Here is a 21,968-nt window from a genome sequence, read left to right on the forward strand (position 1 = left end):
CGACAACTCTTAATCCATCATCATATTGATGTTCAGGTTGTACATAATCCACAACGAGCCTACGACAACAATGCCGATAATAAGCAGTGTGAACAGGAATGCGACGACGTTCCAGCGCTCTTCTGATGACGTATTCATATGCAAGAAACAGACTAAGTGAACTACAATCTGCACAACTGCCATACCGACAACAGTCCATAGAATGGTTGCTGGTGTCGCTGTTCCTTCCATCACCATCCAAAATGGAATAACGGTGAGGATAACAGACAGAATAAAGCCGATCAGATAAGACTTCATGCTGCCGTGGCTTGCGCCTGAAGGAGAAGTATTTGGATGACTCATTACATCGCTCCCATCAGATAAACTACGGTGAACACACAGATCCAGACAACGTCAAGGAAGTGCCAGAACAGACTTAAACAGCTTAAACGAGTACGGTTAACTTCTGTTAAACCACGGCGTGATACTTGGATCATCATAATAACAATCCAAATTAAACCCGCAGTCACGTGAAGACCGTGTGTTGAAACTAGTGCAAAGAATGCAGATAAGAATGCACTGCGATCTGGGCCATAACCTTCTGCGATTAGCTCATGGAATTCGTAAACTTCCATGATGACGAAACCTAAGCCGAATAAGAAAGTAACAAATAGCCATAGATTAACTTGGCTAACGCTACCTTTATTCATGCTCAGCATAGCGAAACCAAAAGTAATACTACTAAATAGCAGTAAGAAGGTTTCAACTAAAACAAACGGTAAGCTAAAAATCTCTTTACCTGAAGGACCATCTGCAATCCCGTTCACAAGCACCGCATAAGTGGCGAATAAGCTGGCAAACAGGATAAGGTCGCTCATTAGATAGATCCAGAAGCCGAAAACTTTCGTCGCTCCTGCATCGTGGTGCCCATGATGCTCATGGGCGTTTGTGTTATTTAAAGTTTGAGTAGACATTATTTCACACCTGCTTTTTTCAGTTCTTCATAATGCTTATTCTCGAGAGCTTCAATTTCAGGTACTTGGACATAGTAATCCACATCTGTATCAAAGCTTTTCACGATCCAAGTGACAATCATGCCAGCGAAACCAACGATAGCTAACCACCAGATATGCCAGATCATGGCAAAGCCAAGTACTAAGCTGAATGCTGAAATAATCACACCAGCGCCAGTGTTTTTAGGCATATGGATAGGTTCATATTTGGTTGGACGTTGATAAGCTGTGCCTTTTTCTTTCTGATCCCACCACTCATCACGAGTTTGAACATTCGGTTCAACGGCAAAGTTATAGAAAGGCGCTGGTGAAGAAATTGACCATTCCAGAGTACGTCCGCCCCATGGATCTCCCGTTAAGTCACGGTTTTGATCGCGGTCACGGATACTTACGTAGATCTGAACAACTTGACAAGCGATACCGATCGCAATCAGTGCAGCACCACCCGCAGCAACCATCAGCATTGGATGGAATTCTGGATTGATATTTTGGCTGATACGACGAGTCATACCCATAAAGCCAAGAATATACAGTGGCATAAAGGCCATAAAGAAGCCGATAAACCAGAACCAGAATGCACGGATACCCCATTTCTCATTCAGTGTGAAACCGAATGCTTTAGGGAACCAGTAAGTCATACCCGCGAAACAGCCAAATACCACACCACCAATAATAACGTTATGGAAGTGAGCGATTAAGAATAAGCTATTATGTAAAACAAAGTTTGCACCCGGAACGGCTAACAGAACCCCAGTCATCCCCCCAACAGAGAAGGTGATAAGGAAACCGATAGTCCACAGCATTGGGCTTTTATATTCGATACGACCTTGATACATCGTAAACAGCCAGTTAAAGATTTTAACCCCTGTTGGTATAGCGATGATCATCGTGGCGATACCGAAGAAAGCATTGACGTTAGCGCCAGAGCCCATGGTAAAGAAGTGGTGTAACCAAACGATAAATGACAATACGGTAATAACGACAGTTGCACCTACTAAAGAGGTATATCCGAATAACCGTTTTTTAGAGAATGTTGCTGTAACTTCAGAGAAGACACCAAATACTGGCAGAACAAGGATATAAACTTCTGGATGACCCCAAGCCCATACGAGGTTGATGTACATCATCATATTACCGCCCATATCATTGGTAAAGAAGTGCGTACCAAGATAGCGGTCTAATGTTAACAACGTAATAGTAACGGTTAAAATTGGGAATGCAGCAATAATCAGGACGTTAGTACATAAAGCAGCCCAAGAGAATACTGGCATTTTCATCATGCTCATACCCGGCGCACGCATACGCAGGATAGTCGCGAAGAAGTTAACCCCGGTCAGAAGCGTACCAATACCTGATATTTGTAAGCTCCATATCCAATAATCGACCCCGACGCCTGGATTATACTCTAAGCCAGAAAGCGGTGGATAAGCTAACCAACCCGTTTGTGCGAATTCACCAATCCCTAAAGAAATGTTGATTAGTACCACACCAACAACAAAGAACCAGAAACTCAGCGAGTTAAGGAAAGGGAATGCCACATCACGAGCACCAATTTGTAAAGGTACAACGAGGTTCATCAGACCCACAACGAAAGGTGTTGCCATGAAGAAAATCATGATAACGCCGTGTGCGGTAAAAATCTGATCATAGTGATGAGGTGGTAAGAAACCCGCTTCGCCGGCAGAGGCTAGCGCTTGTTGGCTTCTCATCATAATCGCATCGGCAAAGCCACGGAACATCATGACCATTGCAACGAGGATATACATAATACCAATTTTTTTATGGTCAACGCTGGTTAACCATTCGCTCCATAACCATTTCCATTTACGAAAATAAGTTAGTGCGCCAACAACAGCAAGCCCACCAAGAACAATACCGAGTAAAGTAACGACGATAATTGGCTCATGTAGTGGGATTGCATCAAGAGTTAATTTTCCGAACATGCCTTTATTCCTCTGCTCCTGCATGTGCCGCATGGCTCATGTTCATATTCATTGTTGCATCAGCATGTGCTGTCTGATTGCCACTGGTGTGAGCGCCATGACCCGTATGACCAAATTTAGAAATGGTCTCTTGGAATAACATTGGCTTCACGCTTGAATAGTAGGTCACTGGATTTTTCTGGCTTGGTTTAGCAAGTTCATTAAATGCAGCGGTCGTATTTAACGTATCTGGCGATTGTTTGACTTTTTCAACCCACGCATCGAAACCGGCACGATCAGGTGTCGCAATCGCTGTAAATTTCATATCAGAGAAACCGTGTCCACTATAGCTTGCTGACATACCTTGATATTCACCTGGTTCATTAGCAATTAAGTGCAATTTAGTCTGCATTCCTGCCATCGCATAGATTTGTCCACCTAAACGAGGAATAAAGAATGAGTTCATGACAGAGTCAGACGTGATTTTGAAATTAACAGGAACATTAGTAGGGAAAGCCAGTTCATTAACTGTTGCAATACCTTGTTCTGGATAGATAAATAACCATTTCCAATCCATTGAAACAACTTCAATGGTGACAGGTTTTTCTGTGGACTCTAAGGGTTTGTAAGGATCGAGTTCATGGGTTGTTTTCCATGTAATACTCGCCAAAATCACAATAATGATAATTGGCACCGTCCAAACGACGAGTTCAATTTTATTGGAGTGAGCCCAGTTTGGGCGATAGGTGGCTTTTGTATTGGATTCACGGTAGCGAAAAGCGAAAACAATCACCATCAGTATTACCGGTATCACAACAATTAACATTAAACCAAGTGCAATGAGGATTAATGTTTTTTGCTCAGCGCCGATAGCGCCTTTGGGATTCATTAACGCCATATCACAGCCACTTAATAAAAGAGCTGCAGCTAATAGCGAGAGTGTCCCAATACTTTTTATGTATTTCATAAGTCTCATCCAACGACCCAAATGACAAAGGTTCTATTGTTGTTTCATCAGTATCAGTAAGGACATTTTACGGTAAGGTTGCGACAGTGTAAACAATTGTAATGGTAAGTAAGTGGTTGGTTGGTCTTTTGTGTTAATGTGATCACAAGTAATCAAACTATTAAATAAATGTTAATTTAATTATAGGGTGTTAACTATAATTTCATAAAGTATCATGTTTTTAAAATAAATACATATTTTTACAAATAAAAATGCAGTAAAAAGTGTAAGAAAACGTATTTTGAGTAAAAAATAAACAAAATAGAGGTCGGAGGAGAGTTAATAGGAAAAATCCTTTCCATGTTGATGTTTAATATCTTCATTTGATCATTGTATGATTTTTAATATGGGGAATTGGCTGTTTTGCGAATGTTTATATCCAATGAGAAAATTTTTCATTAAGTGATAAAAAGAGGTTACAGCGAATAAAAATGCTTTCGCTGTAATAAAAATTAACAATTAGTGATCAAAAATTATATTTCAGGCTATATACAATGCCGTCTTGCAGAAAATCTTCGCCTAACTTTTTATAAGCATAACGATATTGAATACCCGCGGTAATAGAGGTCGTTGGATGCCACCAAAAAGCTAAAGCGCCATTAAACCCATTTTTCCCACCATTGCCATAACGTTCATGACGGTTAAATTCCATTTCATGCCAATTAGTAATGCTAAAGTTTTGATCACTAACAGAAAAATCATATCCAGCAACCCAGCCAACGACGTAGCCATTATTTCCTGAATAGTAAGTTTGATCGACATAGTGAAGTGCGATAAATGGTTTAAACCATAAATTATCAATTTGTGTGTTATAGCCTAAGCCGTAAAGTGTATTAACTTCATGGAAGTTACCATTGTTTTCTTTGCCCGGAAGTGACCATGTACCGTAAACGTGTCCGTATAAATTAAAATGACTTTCACCTAAATAAATACGGCTGGTTGCTTTAACGGTATAACGTTGATTATCACCCGGTTGTGTTTTTCGAGGATTAAATGGGTTTTCTAGATCAAAAAAACCGTAAAACTCACCCCATGAAAAGTTAGCGCCACCTTCGAGTTCTAAATAGGCAAAATCATCTTTATGAGAAGATTGCCCTGTTTTGTGTGTTGTGTGAGTAGTCCAATCAAGATAATTAATGCTGGTATTAGCGAAGCCACCTAAATAGCTAGCCTGAGCTGATAAAGAAAGTGTACTTGCGATGGCTAATAAAAATGTTTTTTTTATCATGATTAATCTCAATTAAATTTAATGAAACAATTTTGAGGTGAATTTGTTTTTTAATAATATTTGAAATTATAACCTATTGAATCTCTATTTGTAGATCATAATATTTAAAATATGATCAATTTCTAGAATATTAAATCGATATTTAGAAATAAGAATTTTAGCATTGTTTAGTTTATTTTTATTATTTTATCTATCTTGAATGGATTAAGAGCTTAATGACGGGGTTTAGGGTAAGGAAAAAAGGGAGTCAAAGAAGGCAGAAAAATAGGCGGTAAGAATTGCGTAAAAATACCTCACGACACAGGAATAAAGGGATAGTATCATTAGCCAATATTCGTTTTTATCTTACTTGGAATTTTCATTGTGACCTCATTTGCTGAACTTAACGCACTTCCTGCAGAACAACTTGCTAACCTTAATGAATTGGGTTATCTCACTATGACGCCAGTTCAAGAAGCCGCTTTACCCGCTATTCTTGAAGGAAAAGACGTTCGCGCTCAGGCAAAAACAGGCAGCGGTAAAACGGCTGCTTTTGGTTTGGGACTTTTGCAACACATTGATGCAAAACAGTTTAATACTCAATCACTTATTTTATGCCCAACGAGAGAGCTTGCTGATCAAGTTGCAAATGAATTACGCCGTCTTGCTCGTTATCTTCCTAATATCAAAGTATTAACGCTGTGTGGTGGTGTTCCATTTAGTATCCAGCGTGATTCATTAATACATGCTGCACATATTATTGTTGCAACACCGGGCAGATTGCTTGATCACCTAAAAAAAGAGACCGTTACTTTAGATGATGTGAAAACATTGGTATTGGATGAAGCGGACAGAATGTTGGATATGGGATTTTTTGATGATATCAACGAGATTATTTCTCGTATGCCAACGGCTCGCCAAACGCTACTCTTTTCTGCAACTTGGCCAAATGAGATCGCAACAATTAGCCGTAAGATCCAGCAAAATCCAGTCACAATTGAAATCAATTCTGTTGATGAGCTTCCTGCTGTTGAACAGCAGTTCTATGAAATATCTCGTCATGGAAAAATAGGATTGTTGCAAAAGCTTTTAAGTCGTGAACAACCCGCTTCTTGTGTCGTGTTTTGTAACACAAAGCGAGATTGCCAAGATGTGTATGAAACACTGACAGAAAGCAATCAAAGTGTGCTTGCTCTACATGGCGATATGGAGCAAAGAGAGCGCGATCAAACGCTTATTCGCTTTGCTAATGGGAGTTGTCGTGTCTTAGTCGCAACAGATGTTGCGGCACGTGGACTGGATATTAAAGCGTTAGAAATGGTGATTAACTACGAACTGTCATGGGATCCTGAGGTACATGTTCACCGAATTGGTCGTACAGCGAGAGCGGGTGAAAGTGGATTGGCGATCAGCTTTTGTGCACCAGAAGAAATTCAGCGTGCTAACGCTTTAGAAGAGATGCTTCACATGAAGATAAATTGGTTACCCGTACCGACTGGGTTACAAATTACGCCTCTTGAAGCCACAATGGCAACATTATGTATTGATGGTGGTAAAAAAGCCAAAATGCGTCCAGGAGATATTTTAGGCGCATTAACGGGTGATATGGGATTCAATGGTGCCGATATTGGTAAAATTATGATTAACCCAACACATGCTTATGTGGCTGTAAAACAGTCTATTGCAAAACAAGTCTGGAAACAGCTGCAACAAGGCAAAATTAAAGGCAAAGCAGTAAAAGTAAGATTATTTAGATAAATCATCTTAACAAAAAATAAAAAAGACAGCTTAAGCTGTCTTTTTTTTAGGATGCATACCTTGAGAAGGTAACAAAACTAATATGTTGTTTTCTTAAGGGCTAGATAATCTAGAATTGTGCCAAAGACAAGGCTTACAGCCCCAATAATAACACCATATAAAAAGAGTGTTGAAGCCCAAGCGCTTAATCTATCCGTATCTATTGATTGAATAAAATCGACAGACTGGAACATTTCTAACGTTGGTAGTGAATTTGTCACCACAAGAATTAAACTACAAATAAAGAAAAGAACAGTCAGCATTAAACCATAAATAGCAAAACGGTACTGTTTAATAAATAAAGTTCTTCTAAGGAATTCGCCTGTTTTTTGTGTATAAATAAGTGTGTTTTTCGAAATCAACAGCAAGATAAGACCGGGGACAGACGCAACAATAGAAAAAAGGTAAAATGCCTCCCAACCATGGCTTTCAACATACCAGCCTGCAACGGGTCCAACATACACACGACCAATGGCAGAAAGTGCCGAGAGCAATGCAAATTGTGTTGCTGAAAAAGAGAGATGGCAAAGCGTCATTAAGAGGGCAACGAATGCGGCTGTTCCCATACCGCCACAGATATTTTCAAATGCAACTACCGCACCCATGCTATAAATACTTTGCTCAGAAATTGCTAAATACCAATAACCGATATTTGAACCACCTTGCAAAATACCAAAAATCATCAGTGCCTTAAACAAACTCCAACGGCGCATTAATAAACCACCTAGTAATGCCCCAACAATGGTGGCGGCAAGACCAAGAGTTTTATTGACTAATCCTACTTCACCCGCATCAAATCCAGCGCCTCGAATAAGAAAAGTGGTACTTAAACTTAGGGCGAAGGCATCACCCATTTTATACAGCACAATAAGCAGTAAAATTAACCAAGCATTATTACGAGAGAAGAACTCATATAAAGGCTCAATAACCGCTTCATAGAGTGTACGTGGTGGTTTTACCGTGGTTTCTGGCTCTTGGGCAAGTAGTGTGGCAATAATACCAATTCCCATTAATGCCGCCATTAACCAATACATATTTTGCCAGCCAATATATTTATCAGCTAACCAAAGTGCCATCCCTCCAGAAACAAGCATAGCTATGCGATAGCCCAAGACAGAAACCGCAGCACCTGTACCACGCTCATCGGCTTTTAATATATCTGTTTTATAGGCATCAAAAACAATGTCTTGTGAAGCGGAACAAAAGGCAACTATGACAGCTAAAGAAGCAAGCCACCATAAATGATCATTAGGATTTAAAAATCCCATTCCTGCAATACCAAGCACTAACCCTATTTGAGTGAGTAACATCCATCCTCTGCGACGACCAAGGAAAGAAGGGGTATAGCGATCCATAAAGGGTGACCAAAGGAATTTGAAAACATAGGCTTGTCCCACCAATGAGAAAAAACCAATGGTTTTTAAATCGATATTTTCTACTGTCATCCAAGCTTGTAATGTACCTGCTGTTAATGCGAGAGGTAATCCAGAAGTAAAGCCAAGTAACAAAAGAATAAATGATTTATACCAAGTGGTTTGTTTGAAGGCGGGCTGAACCATGCAAAAATTCCTTTCAACGACCTGTTTGAAATAACAGGTCGTTTATTTTAATAAAATTAACGGGCGTTAGATTTGATAAATTGACTGACTGAAGCGTCTTTTGCCATATCGCTAACGAGTTCACTTAAGACATTGTTAATCGCGGCGGCAATTTTCTCATTAGTTGCACCAAATGGACCTTGAACATTGTAGCTAGTGCGGAATGTTTTGGTATTAGAACTGCCATTCGGTAATGTGACAATAACTGAAATATCTGCTTTTGCACTGATATTATGACGAACACTACCTTCACCCACGTCGGCATTGAGTTTATTGATAACAATAATCACATCTGCAGAAGCAGGAGAACCGATCATAAAACCACGTGCGACCATCTGTTTTTGTAGCACTTCTTGCATTAAAAAGGCAATGTCACGAGTTGGAACCAGGACTTCTAATTTTCCATTACGGTTGATTTCCGCTAGGTTTTTTGATGCACGTTTGTCTTGACTGGAAATATTCAGTGAAATAGGGCGCATTGTTGGGTCCGCCGCAGGCACTGACATCACAGGTTCAATAGATAATTTGTTACTAGGAGTTGCACAACCTGAAAGCAGTGTTAATGCAAAAACAGCACAGAGTAAATTTTTAATCATGAGGTAATCTCGGTTAAATATGTCTGTTGTGTTAACAAGTAGAATAGGCTTCAAACTTTTGCCTATCATACCACTGCTGGTAGGTTGCTAATATCCCCTTAACGAACGAAATTATCTGATTTTATCAATTGATTTTATTTCAAATTACTCTCATTTTTGCTCATGCATTTGGCAATATTGGGGCAATGGTTTTACTCAAGATGAAAAATAAGCGATTATCATCAGCAAAATTAAACAGAATAAGCTCATCATTGTGTATTGATGAAGACTCAATCAATATAGTCTGGTTGACTTATTTTTTATTCGCCATGGTATAAAGGCGAGAGTATTAGGGGCAGAAATGATCCGTGATGATATTGAGAATAAGCTGATTTCACGCTTTTCACCGCATTTTTTACAAGTCATAAACGAAAGCCATCGCCATAATGTGCCCGAAGGTGCTGAAAGCCACTTTAAAGTCATTATCGTGAGTGATGATTTTAATGAGAAACGTAGTGTGTCGCGCCATCGTGATGTGTACCAAACATTAGCGCATGAAATGGAAAATGGTGTTCATGCATTAGCATTACACACCTTTACTTTGAATGAATGGAATGAACAGCAGGATAAAGCATTACGCTCTCCTGAGTGTCGTGGCGGAAGCCAAGAAGATTAACAACCTTATCGTTAATCGTGAGTAAATAGATCCTAAGATGCGTATTTTTTGTTCTTTATAGAGGGAAAAAGGGGAGAGTTGCTCGATTTTATGAAAAAATTGAGGAATAAAACGGCTCTTTCTCGACTCAACCCCTCGAGATCGTTATAATGTCGCGTCTAATTTTCAGTAAGGTTTCGGGATGCTTCTGATATCAGGGATCCTCGTTTTTTTAAATGTGGCGGCCCCGGTTCTGAAAGGAAAATAAATCTAAACATGTCAATATCATGTTAGTTTCCTTTAAAGTAGACCGAGCACTAAAACTTATTTTGAGGTAACAAGATGCAAGTTTCTGTTGAAACGACTCAAGGCCTAGGGCGTCGTGTCACAATCACCGTACCAGCCGCTGATATCCAAACTGCTGTAGACAGTGAACTGAAAAAAGCTGCTAAAACTGTTCGCATTGATGGTTTCCGTAAAGGTCACGTTCCAATGTCAATGGTTAAACAGCGTTACGGTATGTCAGTACTGAATGATGTTCTGGGTGACCTGATGCAGCGTAATTTCATTAACGCTATCATCGAAAACAAAGTAAACCCAGTTGGCGCGCCTGACTACAAACCAGAGCAATACAAAGAAGGTGAAGACTTTGTTTACTCTGTAGAATTCGAAGTTTTCCCAGAAATCGAACTGAAAGATCTGGAAAGCATTGAAGTTGTAAAACCCGTTGTGACTGTTAAAGACGAAGACGTTGATAACATGTTAGAAACACTGCGTAAACAACAAGCAGAGTGGAAAGATAAAGACGGCGAAGTTGCTGCAGAAGATCGTGTAACTGTTGATTTCAACGGTTCTATTGACGGTGAAGAATTTGAAGGCGGAAAAGCTGAAGATTTCGTACTGGCAATGGGTCAAGGTCGCATGATCCCAGGTTTCGAAGAAGGCGTTATCGGTCATAAAGCTGGCGAAGAATTCACAATTGATGTGACTTTCCCAGAAGATTACCACGCTGAAAACCTGAAAGGTAAAAAAGCACAATTCGCTATCAACCTGAAAAAAGTTGAAGAGCGTGAACTGCCAGAATTAACTGAAGAGTTCATCAAACGTTTTGGTATTGCTGATGGTTCTGTTGATGGCTTACGTGCTGAAGTACGTAAAAACATGGAACGTGAACTGAAAAATGCAATCCGTACTCGTGTTAAATCACAAGTTATTGATGGCTTAGTTAAAGCAAACGAAGTTGACGTACCAGCAGCGGCTGTTGACAGTGAAATCGAAGTTCTGCAACGTCAAGCAGCTCAACGTTTTGGTGGCGATGAGAAACAAGCTCTGCAATTACCACGTGAACTGTTCGAAGAACAAGCTAAACGTCGTGTAATCGTTGGATTACTGTTAGGTGAAGTGATCAATAGTAATGAACTGAAAGCAGAAGACGACCGTGTAAATGCACTGATCGACGAAATGGCTTCAGCTTACGAAGATCCATCAGAAGTTGTTGAGTTCTACAACAAGAACGAACAACTGATGAACAATATCCGTAATCTTGCATTAGAAGAGCAAGCGGTAGAAAAAATCTTAGCAAATGCTAAAGTAACTGAAAAAGAAACTAACTTTACTGAACTGATGAACGAAGTTCAGATGGGTTAATTTTTAACCGCGAATATCGGTTTTAAGCAAAAACCCGTGGTTTTTACCACGGGTTTTTTTCAGTTTATATATATTTATCAAATTTTGCCTTGAAATTTGAGCGATTATCTCCAGATAATTCTATATTCTCTTTATCACTCCTCGCGAGGCGCCTTGAATGTCTTGTGAGAGATTAGATCATTAGAAATGGTCATGATCAATTATCTCAAGTAAAATTGTTGTCATTGGCACCAATAAGAATGCAATAGGAGACAGACATGTCATTTAACGACACACAGGAACAATTCGCACCTAATATGGCTCTGGTGCCGATGGTTATAGAGCAAACTTCGCGAGGAGAGCGTTCTTACGACATTTACTCACGTTTATTAAAAGAACGTATTATTTTCCTGACTGGCCAAGTTGAAGATCACATGGCTAATCTTATCGTTGCTCAAATGCTATTTTTAGAAGCAGAAAACCCAGAGAAAGACATCAATCTGTATATAAACTCACCAGGTGGTGTTATTACTGCGGGTATGTCTATTTATGACACCATGCAGTATATCAAAGCAGATGTGAGTACCATTTGTATGGGGCAAGCGTGTTCAATGGGGGCTTTCTTATTATCTGCGGGTGCGAAAGGTAAACGTATTTGCTTACCTAACTCTCGTGTGATGATCCACCAACCATTAGGTGGTTACCAAGGCCAAGCAACAGATATTCAAATTCATGCTCAAGAAATTTTGAAAGTAAAATCCCGTATGAATGAGCTAATGGCTCAACATACAGGTAAATCTATTGAAGAAATAGAAAGAGACACTGAGCGTGATCGTTTCTTATCCGCTAACGAAGCGTTAGAATACGGATTAGTGGATAAAGTCTATACTCAACGTAGTTAATCATTACACGTTGTGATAGTCATTGAATTAACACGTTTCCTTTGTTATAGAATCGGCAAAGGAAACGGCTATTAATATCTTTATGTAAAAAGTCTTTCTTCTTCTTATTAATTGAATAAGAAGAATAACTAAGTGAGGTTGACTGATGACAGATAAGCGCAAAGATAGCTCAGGGAAGCTTCTGTATTGCTCTTTCTGCGGTAAAAGCCAGCATGAAGTAAAAAAATTGATCGCTGGTCCGTCGGTTTATATCTGTGATGAATGTGTCGATCTTTGTGTTGATATCATTCGTGAAGAAATAAAAGAACTGGCGCCTCATCATGAACGCAGTGAATTGCCAACGCCACATGAAATCCGTAAGCACCTTGATGACTATGTTATCGGTCAGGAATTGGCTAAAAAAGTTTTGGCTGTTGCCGTTTATAACCACTATAAACGTCTGCGTAATGGCGATAAAGCCAATGGTGTTGAGCTGGGGAAAAGTAATATTTTGCTGATTGGTCCTACTGGTAGCGGTAAAACGTTATTAGCAGAAACATTAGCACGCTACCTTGATGTTCCTTTTACTATGGCAGATGCCACAACGCTAACAGAAGCGGGTTACGTGGGTGAAGATGTTGAAAACATCATTCAAAAACTGCTACAAAAATGCGATTACGATGTGCAAAAAGCACAACGTGGTATTGTTTATATTGATGAAATTGACAAGATCACCCGTAAATCTGAAAACCCATCAATCACTCGTGATGTGTCTGGTGAAGGTGTACAGCAAGCATTATTGAAATTAGTTGAAGGTACTGTAGCTTCTGTTCCACCACAAGGCGGACGTAAGCACCCACAACAAGAGTTTTTACAAGTTGATACTTCTAAAATTCTCTTTATTTGTGGTGGTGCATTTGCAGGGCTCGATAAAGTTGTTGCACAACGCTTAAATACACATTCAGGTATCGGTTTTGGTGCAGAAGTTAAAAGCCAAAAAGAGAAAGCTAGCGAAGGTGAATTATTAGCTCAAGTTGAGCCAGAGGATCTGATTAAATTTGGTCTTATCCCTGAGTTTATTGGTCGTTTACCTGTTGTTGCAACGCTCGGCGAATTAAACGAAGAGGCGTTAATCCAAATCTTACAAGAACCTAAGAATGCACTGACTAAGCAATATCAGGCATTATTTAAATTAGAAGGTGTGGATTTAGAATTCCGTAAGGAAGCGCTGACTGCGATCGCGAAAAAAGCCATGGTACGTAAAACAGGTGCTCGTGGTTTACGTTCGATTGTTGAAGCAGCATTACTTGATACGATGTATGACCTTCCTTCATTTGAAAATGCAGAAAAAGTGGTCATTGATGAAGGCGTTATTAATGGAAAATCTGAGCCACTGATTATTTATAGTCAGCTAGAAAACCAAGCGTCTGGTGAATAATGCATCGTAATTTGGCAATGTCTCTTGTCTGACATTATCTTGTTTTCTCTCAAAATAAGAGAAAAATTTAAGATAAGGCGCGCCAACGCAATAAAAATGAGGGAATTTTCCCTCATTTTGTTTTTTTAATGGGTAAGGCTATTGAATGTCAGAAAAGTGCCCTTATATATTTTGACAATCCGTGGAATTAATTTTATTTGGTGACATGCGAATAAAATTACCTGTAAAAGCGTTAAGCTAAAAACGAAGAGAGAGCTCTATGAATCCTGAGCGTCCAGAACGTATTGAAATACCTGTATTGCCATTACGTGATGTCGTTGTATATCCGCATATGGTGATCCCGTTGTTCGTTGGTCGTGAAAAATCTATTCATTGCTTAGAAGCTGCGATGAACGACAACAAACAAATTATGCTGGTTGCGCAGAAAGATGCATCTACTGACGAACCAGGTGTTAATGATCTTTTTTCTGTTGGTACAGTTGCGTCTGTTTTACAGATGCTAAAACTGCCTGATGGAACAGTGAAAGTCCTTGTTGAAGGTATTCGTCGTGCCAAAATTACGACGTTATCTGATAATGGTGAATATTTTCAGGCGAAAGCAGAATACCTTGAAACGCCAGCTGTAGATGAGCGCGAACAGGAAGTCTTAAATCGTACAACGATTAATCAGTTTGAGGGTTATATCAAGCTGAATAAAAAAATTCCGCCAGAGGTATTAACCTCATTACATGCTATTGAAGAATCAGCGAAATTAGCAGACACCATTGCTTCTCATATGCCGCTGAAATTAAAAGATAAGCAAGCTGTACTTGAAATGTCTGATGTCACAGAACGCCTTGAGTATTTAATGGCGATGATGGAGTCAGAAATCGATCTGCTACAAGTTGAAAAACGCATTCGTAACCGCGTTAAAAAGCAGATGGAAAAGAGCCAGCGCGAGTATTATCTCAATGAACAAATGAAAGCGATTCAAAAAGAATTAGGTGAGATGGATGATGCACCTGATGAAATGGAATCGCTGAAACGTAAAATCGACGCGGCTAAAATGCCAAAAGAGGCAAAAGAGAAGACAGAAGCGGAACTTCAGAAATTAAAAATGATGTCGCCAATGTCAGCAGAAGCCACGGTTGTACGTAGCTATATTGATTGGATGGTTCAAGTTCCTTGGAATAGCCGTAGCAAAGTTAAAAAAGACTTAGTGAAAGCGCAAGAAGTTCTTGATACTGACCATTATGGCTTAGAGCGTGTTAAAGAACGTATTCTTGAATACCTCGCAGTTCAGTCACGTGTTAGCAAAATTAAAGGGCCAATTCTGTGCTTGGTAGGACCTCCGGGTGTAGGTAAAACCTCACTGGGTCAATCTATTGCTAAAGCAACAGGTCGTAAATATGTTCGTATGGCGTTAGGTGGTGTACGTGATGAAGCTGAAATCCGTGGTCACCGTCGTACTTACATCGGTTCTATGCCGGGTAAATTAATTCAGAAAATGGCAAAAGTTGGCGTTAAAAACCCACTTTTCCTGTTAGATGAAATTGATAAAATGTCATCAGACATGCGTGGCGATCCGGCTTCTGCACTGTTAGAAGTGTTGGACCCAGAACAAAACATCGCATTTAACGATCATTATCTGGAAGTTGATTACGATCTGTCTGATGTTATGTTTGTGGCGACATCTAACTCCATGAATATACCGGCACCATTGTTAGATCGTATGGAAGTTATTCGTTTATCAGGTTATACCGAAGACGAAAAACTGAATATTGCTAAGCAACATTTGTTACCAAAACAGATTGAACGTAATGCGTTAAAACCCAGTGAGCTGACAATTCATGACAGCGCAATTATGGGCATTATTCGTTATTACACGCGTGAAGCGGGTGTACGTAGTTTAGAACGAGAAATTTCTAAACTATGCCGTAAAGCAGTAAAACAACTGCTAATGGATAACACAATCAAACATATTGAGATTAACGAAGATAATCTCAAAGACTACTTAGGTGTTCGTAAAGTTGATTACGGTCGTGCTGATACAGAAAACCGAGTAGGGATGGTAACAGGACTTGCATGGACTGAAGTTGGTGGTGATCTACTGACGATTGAAACTGCAAGTGTACCAGGTAAAGGCAAGCTGACATTTACCGGTTCGTTAGGTGAAGTGATGCAAGAGTCTATCCAAGCGGCAATGACCGTAGTGCGTGCTCGTGCGGATAAACTTGGCATTAATAGCGATTTCTATGAAAAACGTGATATGCACGTACACGTTCCTGAAGGCGCAACACCGAAAGATGGTCCAAGTGCAGGTATCGCAATGTGTACTGCATTGGTATCAAGCCTAACAGGTAACCCTGTACGTTCTGATGTTGCTATGACGGGCGAAATTACGTTACGTGGACAAGTATTGCCAATTGGTGGGCTGAAAGAAAAGTTACTTGCTGCACATCGTGGTGGAATTAAGACAGTTCTTATCCCTGATGAAAATAAACGTGATTTAGAAGAAATTCCTGAAAATATTGTTGCTGATCTGGATATTCACCCGGTGAAAACAATAGAGGAAGTTTTATCGCTAGCCCTGCAAAACTCGCCGTTTGGCATGGAAGTTGTGACTGATAAATCACACTAAAGCGTGATATTAGTCATAAATTATAGCTAAAAAAAAGGCTGGATAAGTAATAAAAGCTTGCCAGCCTTTTTTTGTGTCGCTAATTTAATGGCGATTTTAATTAAAAATGCTGTTTTATCGGTCTTGCTATATCTAAAAAGGCTTGATATAACGACGTTTGCAAAATTTGCCATTAATGGTGAAAAATAACGCATAAAATTATGGGGATGAAAGCGTGAATAAAACTCAACTGATCGACAAAATTGCTGCAAATGCAGATATCTCAAAAGCGGCAGCAGGTCGTGTTGTAGATGCTCTGGTTGCTTCTATTACTGAATCTTTACAAAAAGGTGATGATGTAGCATTAGTAGGTTTCGGTACTTTCACTGTGCGTGATCGTGCAGCTCGTACAGGTCGTAACCCACAGACAGGTAAAGAAATTCAAATTGAAGCGGCAAAAGTTCCTGCATTCCGTGCAGGTAAAGGCTTAAAAGACGCAGTTAATCAATAATAGTTGAACTTATTTTCTGCCAATTTGTTATTAGCTTAACGTTATGGGTAAACAGAAAACGACTCAATTAAAAAATGAAGCGCATCTTTTTGAGATGCGCTTTTCTTTTTTAGGTTATAAATCACGATTAAACCTTGTATTCTCTGGCGATAAGACGTGAAACTGAAGTAGTCATTTGATAGAATGGCGCGTTGTTCTATAACTGAAATAGACAACAATGAATGATTCAGTGGTGAGTTTAATAGTTATCGTAATCAATGAATCAAATAATGCTGTTTAGTTTTTCTTAGTTATAGAAAGTGCGTGTTAAGACTGCGCATTAATAAGGGACTGGCTGTTTTTAATGATTGTCGCGTGTCGCGACATTTTGATATAAAGCCAGCATGGGCATATTATCTTTTCGCTGTGCTCAAAATAGTCGTGTAACACCCATAAAAATAATTTTTATTTCACCAAACGGAGCCTCGTCTCGTTATGATGGACAACATTCGTTCCACTGCTAATAATCCATTTATAAAGATATTATTAGCCGTGATCATCCTCTCCTTCGTCCTAACTGGTGTGGGCGGATACCTCTTTAGTTCAGGCGTTAATGATGCAGCAGAAGTTAACGGATATAAAATTAGCCGTTCTCAATTAGAGCAAGCTTATCAGCAACGTCGTGCTCAACTACAACAAGATATGGGTGAAAGTTTTGCAGCTCTTGCTTCATCAGAAGAAGGACAAAAACTTATTCGCCAACAATCGCTTGATTTATTGATCAACCAAGCATTACTTGATCAATTTGCACAAACGCTGGGTATTTCAGCGGGTGACCAGCAAATTAGAGATGCTATTTTTGCACTTCCTTACTTTCAAACTAACGGCAAATTTGACAATAAAAAATATGTCGATTTATTGAAAGGCAATAATATTGATGCTGATGCCTTTGCCGAAGGTATTCGCCAAAACCTGATTAATCAGCAATTAAAATTTTCTATTCAAGGAACGGATTTTGCCTTAGATAGCGAAGTGAAAGAATTTGCAGGATTAATGCTACAAAGCCGTAATGTGCGTTTAGCATCATTAGATATTCAGCCATTCCTTGAAAAAGAAACGGCATCTGATGAAGAAGTGAAAGCGTTTTATGAGCAAAATAACCAAATGTTCATCGCGCCAGAGCAATTTAAAATTAGCTATATCCAATTAAATGCTCAAAAAGATTTTAATAATATCAACATTACTGATGAAGAAGCGAAGGCTTACTACGATAGTCATATTGATGAGTTCACAGCTGCCGGACAGAAACAGTACAGTATCTTAGTATTAGCTGATGAAGCAGCCGCTAAAGCAGCAGAAGATGAGCTAAAAAAAGGCGCTGATTTTGTTTCGTTAGTGAAAGAAAAATCTATTGATAGTTTCTCTAAAAAACAAAATGGTTCTTTAGGTTGGATAACCATTGGGCAAGAATTACCAGAACTGGCTAATGCAAGTTTGACAGAAAAAGGTCAAATCTCTGAACCTGTTAAAATCAGCAATGGTTATGCAATTTTCCGCCTTGATGATGTCAAACAATCTGTTGTAAAACCATTTGATGAAGTGAAAACAGATTTACTGGCTAAAATGCGTGAAAACAAAGCGATTGATGATTTCTTCGCATTACAACAAAAAGTGAGCCAAGCTGCATCTAATGACAACGACACACTCGTTCCTGCTGCTAAAGCGGGTAATGTGACTGTTGTTAATACTGATTGGTTTGATGAAAATACGGTTCCTGCACCATTAAATAATGAAAAACTCACCCAGTTAATTTTTGGGGGTTCATTAGTGGATGAAAATGGCCCAACTGGCATGAATTCAGACATGGTGACATTAGGTAATGACAGTGCATTTATCGTGCGTGTAGAAGGTTATAAGCCTTCAGCAAGCCAACCATTAGACAAAGTGCGTGATCAGGTTGTTATGCTGGTTAAACAGCAAAAAGCATCACAAGCAATGAATGCAGAAGCCCAAAAACTTTTAGCTGCATTGAAAGAAGGCAAAGGCGAAGAAGCACTGAAAGCGGCTAATATTTCGTTTGGTAGTGAAGAAAGTATTGTTCACTCATCGGCAACAGATGTAGTACAAACCGCTATTTTCTCTATGCCAAAGCCAGCTGAAGGTAAAAAAGAGTATGGTATGACGAATGTACCTGGTACTAAAGTCGTTCTTATTCAATTAGATAGCGTAACAGATGGCAAACCAACATCTGAACAACTCGAGTTTATGACTAATCTCTATCGTGCTCAGATGGGTGAAGAAGCATTACAACTCATGTTACGTGACCTAAAAAACAACGCTAAAATTGAAATTTTTGATAAAGATTATCAATAATTGAATTTGAGTGATTACATTGAAAACCCAGCATAAAGCTGGGTTTTTTTATGGCGACTATTTTTGATAACCTAAGTAAATAACTTCGTTACTCGAAAAATTCATCTTTGAGAGCAAGCCCGATAATTTTTTGTAATGCTTCTTTGGTTCCTTTTTATTTTTCCAACCTTCTCATAGTTCTCTTTTTAGATAATTGCTGATTTATCAATATATTGGCATTCTTTTTCTGCATTCGGAAATCTCTGTTTGCTATTGAATTTAAAATTATTGAATAAAAGGAAATTATGATTATGAAAATGGATAAAAAAATGTTGTCAGGTTTTATGGCTTCTATCTGCCTAGCTTTGGGATTAGGGCTTTCTCCTTTCTCTTATGCAGAAGAAGCGCCAGCTTCAATACCAACGGCTTCTGTTGAAACTCACACATCTGTAGCTCGTGAGACTAAAGAAAACAAAGCCGGTACAGAAGAAGGTAAAGTTAATTTAAATACAGCAACCGTAGATGAATTAATGGGGTTAAAAGGGATAGGGAAAGCGAAAGCGCAAGCCATCATTGATTATCGCGAACAGTTAGGGCGTTTTACCACTATCGATGAGCTTGAAAAAGTTTTTGGAATTGGTATGAAGTTAGTTGAGCAAAATCGTGATTTTATCGTTATTAATTAAGGTAGTTATTCTTATACGATGTTAAGTATAAGTGATAGTAAAAACGTGAATATTGATTGAAAATTCCCGTGTTTCTCTTTGATTTTTATTTTGATAAGAGAAACACGTTTTCCTAGAATTTTCTTTGTTAAAAGAAAACAGGATAAACCTAGAACAGAAATTACTAAATTTATTTTCTTGGCTATATTTATGGTATCGCAAAAAAACTTTATAAAAAGTTTATTAGAATAATCAAGAGGTAATAAATTGATATGAGTACATTAATTAAAGTTTATGGTTTTCATTTAGATGTTTTTGAACATGTGAATAATGCACGTTACCTTGAGTTTTTAGAGCAAGCTCGATGGGATTGGATTGAGCAACATTTAGATTTTGATTGGTTTAAGCGCAATGGCTTGGCATTAGTCGTTGCTAATATCAATATTAATTATCGTTTACCTGCAAGTTTAGGTGATGAGCTACTCATTGATTGTGATGTTGCTGAAGTGGGAATTAAAAGTGGCGTACTTTCTCAAAAGATTGTGAGGAAAAAAGATGGCGCACTTATCTCTGATGCATTAATTACTTTTGTTCTTGTTGATATCAATACAAAAAAAGCACTGACATTAACAGATCAATTAAGAGAAAAACTTGAATATGTACGTCAATCATCCTAATACATAAAGAGAGTATTAGAGACGGCTCTCTTTATGCTCTCTAGCTAATCTAAGATGATTTAATGCAGTGATAATGCTTGATGAATTATCACTGCATAAGCGAATAAACGGCAGGTAACAGAGCTCATAAATAAGGTCACCAGGATGATTATTTAAGACCTACTTTTTGTTTCATTGTCTGCATAATGAGCGTTTTATCTGCTAAGTAGGTGTTTAATCCGCGTTGTCTTAAATGGCAAGCTGCACATTCACCACAGCCATCACCTTGAATACCGTTATAGCAAGTTAATGTTTCATGACGAACGAAATCTAACTTTTTATAGTGATCAGCAAGAGCCCAAGTTTCGGCTTTATCTAGCCACATTAAGGGTGTGATAAATTTAATATCACGTGCAATACCTAAGCTGACAGCATGATTCAGTGCTTTGACAAATTCATCACGACAATCAGGATAACCAGAGAAATCTGTCTCACAAACACCTGTGATGACACTCTCTGCACCAATTTGATAAGCGTAAATTGCAGCTAAAGTGAGGAAAAGAATATTTCTACCTGGAACAAAAGTACTCGGAATATCACTTTCTTCACTTTCTTTGAAATCAGGAACCGGAATATTGTCACGGGTTAGGCTACTGATAGCGAGTTCATTGAGTAAACTTACATCTAAAACTTTATGCGCAGTTGCCCCCAGTAATTGACTTACTTTTTGTGCTACCTCAATTTCTTCTTTATGGCGTTGCCCATAATTAAATGTAATGCAATGTACTTCATCGTACTTTTCCAACGCTTGAATAAGGCAGGTTGTCGAATCTTGTCCACCACTAAAGACAACGACCGTTTTTTTCATCAGAATACTCCTGAATATTGAATTTCTGTAAGGATTAGTACGCATAAAAGTACATATATTATGGCAATTTATTACCGATTTATCATTAGATGATTACTCTTATAGTAAGGGGCAGGTTATCATTATTTTTTGTAGGGGCATATTTTGAAGGAGTATCTATGTTAGATAAGATTGACCGTAAACTATTAGCGCTATTACAGGAAGATTCAAGCCTCTCACTGAATACTTTGGCTGAGGCTGTTAACCTAACCTCAACACCTTGCTGGAAACGATTGAAAAGATTGGAGGATGAGGGGTATATTCGTAAGCGCGTTGCGCTGCTTGATAGTGAAAAAATCGGGCTAGGTCTAACAGTTATTGTTATGATTAGAACACAGCAACATAATAGCGAATGGTACGAACAGTTTGTTTCATTTGTTAAGCAAATGCCAGAAGTACTGACATTCTATCGAATGGCGGGTGAGTGTGATTATCTAATGCATGTTGAAGTAGTAGACATGAAAAGTTACGACCTATTTTATAAGCGTATGGTTAATGGCGTACCGGGTCTTATTGATGTGACTTCTAACTTCGCAATGGAAAAAATTAAATACACAACGGCAATGCCGATACCTGAATAAGGTTCATCTTTACCAACTGGC

19 protein-coding genes are annotated in these 21,968 nt (G+C 38.8%); 11 read left to right on the top strand and 8 right to left on the bottom strand.

Features of this window, described 5'->3' with window-relative positions:
* Window positions 1-9: 9 nt before the first annotated feature.
* From DK865_RS11820 to DK865_RS11840, 5 genes are all read right to left on the bottom strand, one after another.
* Window positions 10-342 (bottom strand): cytochrome o ubiquinol oxidase subunit IV, encoded by a 333-nt coding sequence (locus tag DK865_RS11820; RefSeq protein WP_006535101.1) that lies wholly within the window; start codon window positions 340-342, stop codon window positions 10-12.
* Window positions 342-953 carry a cytochrome o ubiquinol oxidase subunit III gene (locus DK865_RS11825; RefSeq protein WP_023580870.1) on the bottom strand — a complete coding sequence of 204 codons (612 nt, stop codon included), beginning with the start codon at window positions 951-953 and terminating at the stop codon, window positions 342-344. The genes DK865_RS11820 and DK865_RS11825 overlap by 1 nt, the downstream gene beginning before the upstream one ends.
* Window positions 953-2,935: a cytochrome o ubiquinol oxidase subunit I gene (gene cyoB, locus DK865_RS11830; RefSeq protein WP_036911709.1), complete on the bottom strand. Its 1,983-nt coding sequence runs from the start codon at window positions 2,933-2,935 to the stop codon at window positions 953-955. Before cyoB ends, DK865_RS11825 begins: the two co-directional genes overlap by 1 nt.
* A gap of 4 nt (window positions 2,936-2,939) precedes the next feature.
* Window positions 2,940-3,890, bottom strand: coding sequence for a cytochrome o ubiquinol oxidase subunit II (gene cyoA / locus DK865_RS11835; protein WP_023580868.1), 951 nt, complete (start codon window positions 3,888-3,890; stop codon window positions 2,940-2,942).
* 496 nt (window positions 3,891-4,386) lie between these two features.
* The gene (locus tag DK865_RS11840; protein WP_109391995.1) at window positions 4,387-5,148 is read right to left on the bottom strand and encodes a nucleoside-specific channel-forming Tsx family protein; all 762 of its coding nucleotides are present in this window, start codon (window positions 5,146-5,148) and stop codon (window positions 4,387-4,389) included.
* A gap of 363 nt (window positions 5,149-5,511) precedes the next feature.
* Here DK865_RS11840 and dbpA point away from each other — a divergent pair, with 363 nt between their 5' ends.
* Window positions 5,512-6,885: an ATP-dependent RNA helicase DbpA gene (gene dbpA / locus DK865_RS11845; RefSeq protein ID WP_036911707.1), complete on the top strand. Its 1,374-nt coding sequence runs from the start codon at window positions 5,512-5,514 to the stop codon at window positions 6,883-6,885.
* Window positions 6,886-6,962: 77 nt separating this feature from the next.
* Here dbpA and ampG read toward each other — a convergent pair whose 3' ends face one another.
* On the bottom strand, window positions 6,963-8,483 hold the full coding sequence (ampG, locus tag DK865_RS11850) for a muropeptide MFS transporter AmpG (RefSeq protein WP_023580866.1): 1,521 nt from the start codon (window positions 8,481-8,483) through the stop codon (window positions 6,963-6,965).
* A gap of 56 nt (window positions 8,484-8,539) precedes the next feature.
* Window positions 8,540-9,118: a YajG family lipoprotein gene (locus DK865_RS11855; protein ID WP_036911704.1), complete on the bottom strand. Its 579-nt coding sequence runs from the start codon at window positions 9,116-9,118 to the stop codon at window positions 8,540-8,542.
* A 340-nt stretch (window positions 9,119-9,458) separates the two neighbouring features.
* Between DK865_RS11855 and bolA the strand changes: the two genes are divergently transcribed.
* The 9 genes from bolA (at window position 9,459) to DK865_RS11900 (ending at window position 20,480) form a co-directional block, all read left to right on the top strand.
* Window positions 9,459-9,773 carry a transcriptional regulator BolA gene (bolA, locus tag DK865_RS11860; RefSeq protein WP_109391996.1) on the top strand — a complete coding sequence of 105 codons (315 nt, stop codon included), beginning with the start codon at window positions 9,459-9,461 and terminating at the stop codon, window positions 9,771-9,773.
* Window positions 9,774-10,094: 321 nt separating this feature from the next.
* Complete coding sequence (gene tig, locus DK865_RS11865) at window positions 10,095-11,399, top strand: trigger factor (RefSeq protein ID WP_023580863.1); 1,305 nt, start codon at window positions 10,095-10,097, stop codon at window positions 11,397-11,399.
* A 257-nt stretch (window positions 11,400-11,656) separates the two neighbouring features.
* A complete protein-coding gene (gene clpP / locus DK865_RS11870; protein WP_004245088.1) occupies window positions 11,657-12,280 on the top strand; it encodes an ATP-dependent Clp endopeptidase proteolytic subunit ClpP in 624 nt (207 codons plus the stop codon).
* Between the two features lie 145 nt (window positions 12,281-12,425).
* Window positions 12,426-13,697: an ATP-dependent protease ATP-binding subunit ClpX gene (gene clpX, locus DK865_RS11875; protein WP_023580862.1), complete on the top strand. Its 1,272-nt coding sequence runs from the start codon at window positions 12,426-12,428 to the stop codon at window positions 13,695-13,697.
* 259 nt (window positions 13,698-13,956) lie between these two features.
* Window positions 13,957-16,317 carry an endopeptidase La gene (gene lon / locus DK865_RS11880; RefSeq protein WP_109391997.1) on the top strand — a complete coding sequence of 787 codons (2,361 nt, stop codon included), beginning with the start codon at window positions 13,957-13,959 and terminating at the stop codon, window positions 16,315-16,317.
* Window positions 16,318-16,531: 214 nt separating this feature from the next.
* Window positions 16,532-16,807 carry a nucleoid-associated protein HU-beta gene (gene hupB / locus DK865_RS11885; RefSeq protein ID WP_036911695.1) on the top strand — a complete coding sequence of 92 codons (276 nt, stop codon included), beginning with the start codon at window positions 16,532-16,534 and terminating at the stop codon, window positions 16,805-16,807.
* A 474-nt stretch (window positions 16,808-17,281) separates the two neighbouring features.
* A complete protein-coding gene (gene ppiD / locus DK865_RS11890) occupies window positions 17,282-19,159 on the top strand; it encodes a peptidylprolyl isomerase (protein WP_109391998.1) in 1,878 nt (625 codons plus the stop codon).
* Window positions 19,160-19,446: 287 nt separating this feature from the next.
* Window positions 19,447-19,824: a ComEA family DNA-binding protein gene (locus DK865_RS11895; RefSeq protein WP_407681498.1), complete on the top strand. Its 378-nt coding sequence runs from the start codon at window positions 19,447-19,449 to the stop codon at window positions 19,822-19,824.
* Window positions 19,825-20,075: 251 nt separating this feature from the next.
* Window positions 20,076-20,480 carry an acyl-CoA thioesterase gene (locus DK865_RS11900; protein ID WP_023580858.1) on the top strand — a complete coding sequence of 135 codons (405 nt, stop codon included), beginning with the start codon at window positions 20,076-20,078 and terminating at the stop codon, window positions 20,478-20,480.
* Between the two features lie 148 nt (window positions 20,481-20,628).
* Here DK865_RS11900 and queC read toward each other — a convergent pair whose 3' ends face one another.
* A complete protein-coding gene (queC, locus tag DK865_RS11905) occupies window positions 20,629-21,327 on the bottom strand; it encodes a 7-cyano-7-deazaguanine synthase QueC (protein WP_023580857.1) in 699 nt (232 codons plus the stop codon).
* A 158-nt stretch (window positions 21,328-21,485) separates the two neighbouring features.
* On the opposite strand from queC, the gene DK865_RS11910 reads away from it, so the two are divergent.
* A complete protein-coding gene (locus tag DK865_RS11910; protein WP_036911686.1) occupies window positions 21,486-21,947 on the top strand; it encodes an Lrp/AsnC family transcriptional regulator in 462 nt (153 codons plus the stop codon).
* The last annotated feature ends 21 nt before the right edge of the window (window positions 21,948-21,968 follow it).

It is taken from the genome of Proteus cibi (assembly GCF_003144405.1).
Classification (GTDB): domain Bacteria; phylum Pseudomonadota; class Gammaproteobacteria; order Enterobacterales; family Enterobacteriaceae; genus Proteus; species Proteus cibi.

Bases quoted from the DNA above. Each gene is read 5' to 3' on its own strand.
- clpX (WP_023580862.1), top strand. From the start codon at position 12,426: ATGACAGATAAGCGCAAAGATAGCTCAGGGAAGCTTCTGTATTGCTCT.
- ampG (WP_023580866.1), bottom strand. From the start codon at position 8,483: ATGGTTCAGCCCGCCTTCAAACAAACCACTTGGTATAAATCATTTATT.
- cyoB (WP_036911709.1), bottom strand. From the start codon at position 2,935: ATGTTCGGAAAATTAACTCTTGATGCAATCCCACTACATGAGCCAATT.
- queC (WP_023580857.1), bottom strand. From the start codon at position 21,327: ATGAAAAAAACGGTCGTTGTCTTTAGTGGTGGACAAGATTCGACAACC.
- DK865_RS11910 (WP_036911686.1), top strand. From the start codon at position 21,486: ATGTTAGATAAGATTGACCGTAAACTATTAGCGCTATTACAGGAAGAT.
- DK865_RS11840 (WP_109391995.1), bottom strand. From the start codon at position 5,148: ATGATAAAAAAAACATTTTTATTAGCCATCGCAAGTACACTTTCTTTA.
- bolA (WP_109391996.1), top strand. From the start codon at position 9,459: ATGATCCGTGATGATATTGAGAATAAGCTGATTTCACGCTTTTCACCG.
- tig (WP_023580863.1), top strand. From the start codon at position 10,095: ATGCAAGTTTCTGTTGAAACGACTCAAGGCCTAGGGCGTCGTGTCACA.
- DK865_RS11900 (WP_023580858.1), top strand. From the start codon at position 20,076: ATGAGTACATTAATTAAAGTTTATGGTTTTCATTTAGATGTTTTTGAA.
- clpP (WP_004245088.1), top strand. From the start codon at position 11,657: ATGTCATTTAACGACACACAGGAACAATTCGCACCTAATATGGCTCTG.
- ppiD (WP_109391998.1), top strand. From the start codon at position 17,282: ATGATGGACAACATTCGTTCCACTGCTAATAATCCATTTATAAAGATA.
- DK865_RS11820 (WP_006535101.1), bottom strand. From the start codon at position 342: ATGAGTCATCCAAATACTTCTCCTTCAGGCGCAAGCCACGGCAGCATG.
- DK865_RS11825 (WP_023580870.1), bottom strand. From the start codon at position 953: ATGTCTACTCAAACTTTAAATAACACAAACGCCCATGAGCATCATGGG.
- cyoA (WP_023580868.1), bottom strand. From the start codon at position 3,890: ATGAGACTTATGAAATACATAAAAAGTATTGGGACACTCTCGCTATTA.
- lon (WP_109391997.1), top strand. From the start codon at position 13,957: ATGAATCCTGAGCGTCCAGAACGTATTGAAATACCTGTATTGCCATTA.
- DK865_RS11855 (WP_036911704.1), bottom strand. From the start codon at position 9,118: ATGATTAAAAATTTACTCTGTGCTGTTTTTGCATTAACACTGCTTTCA.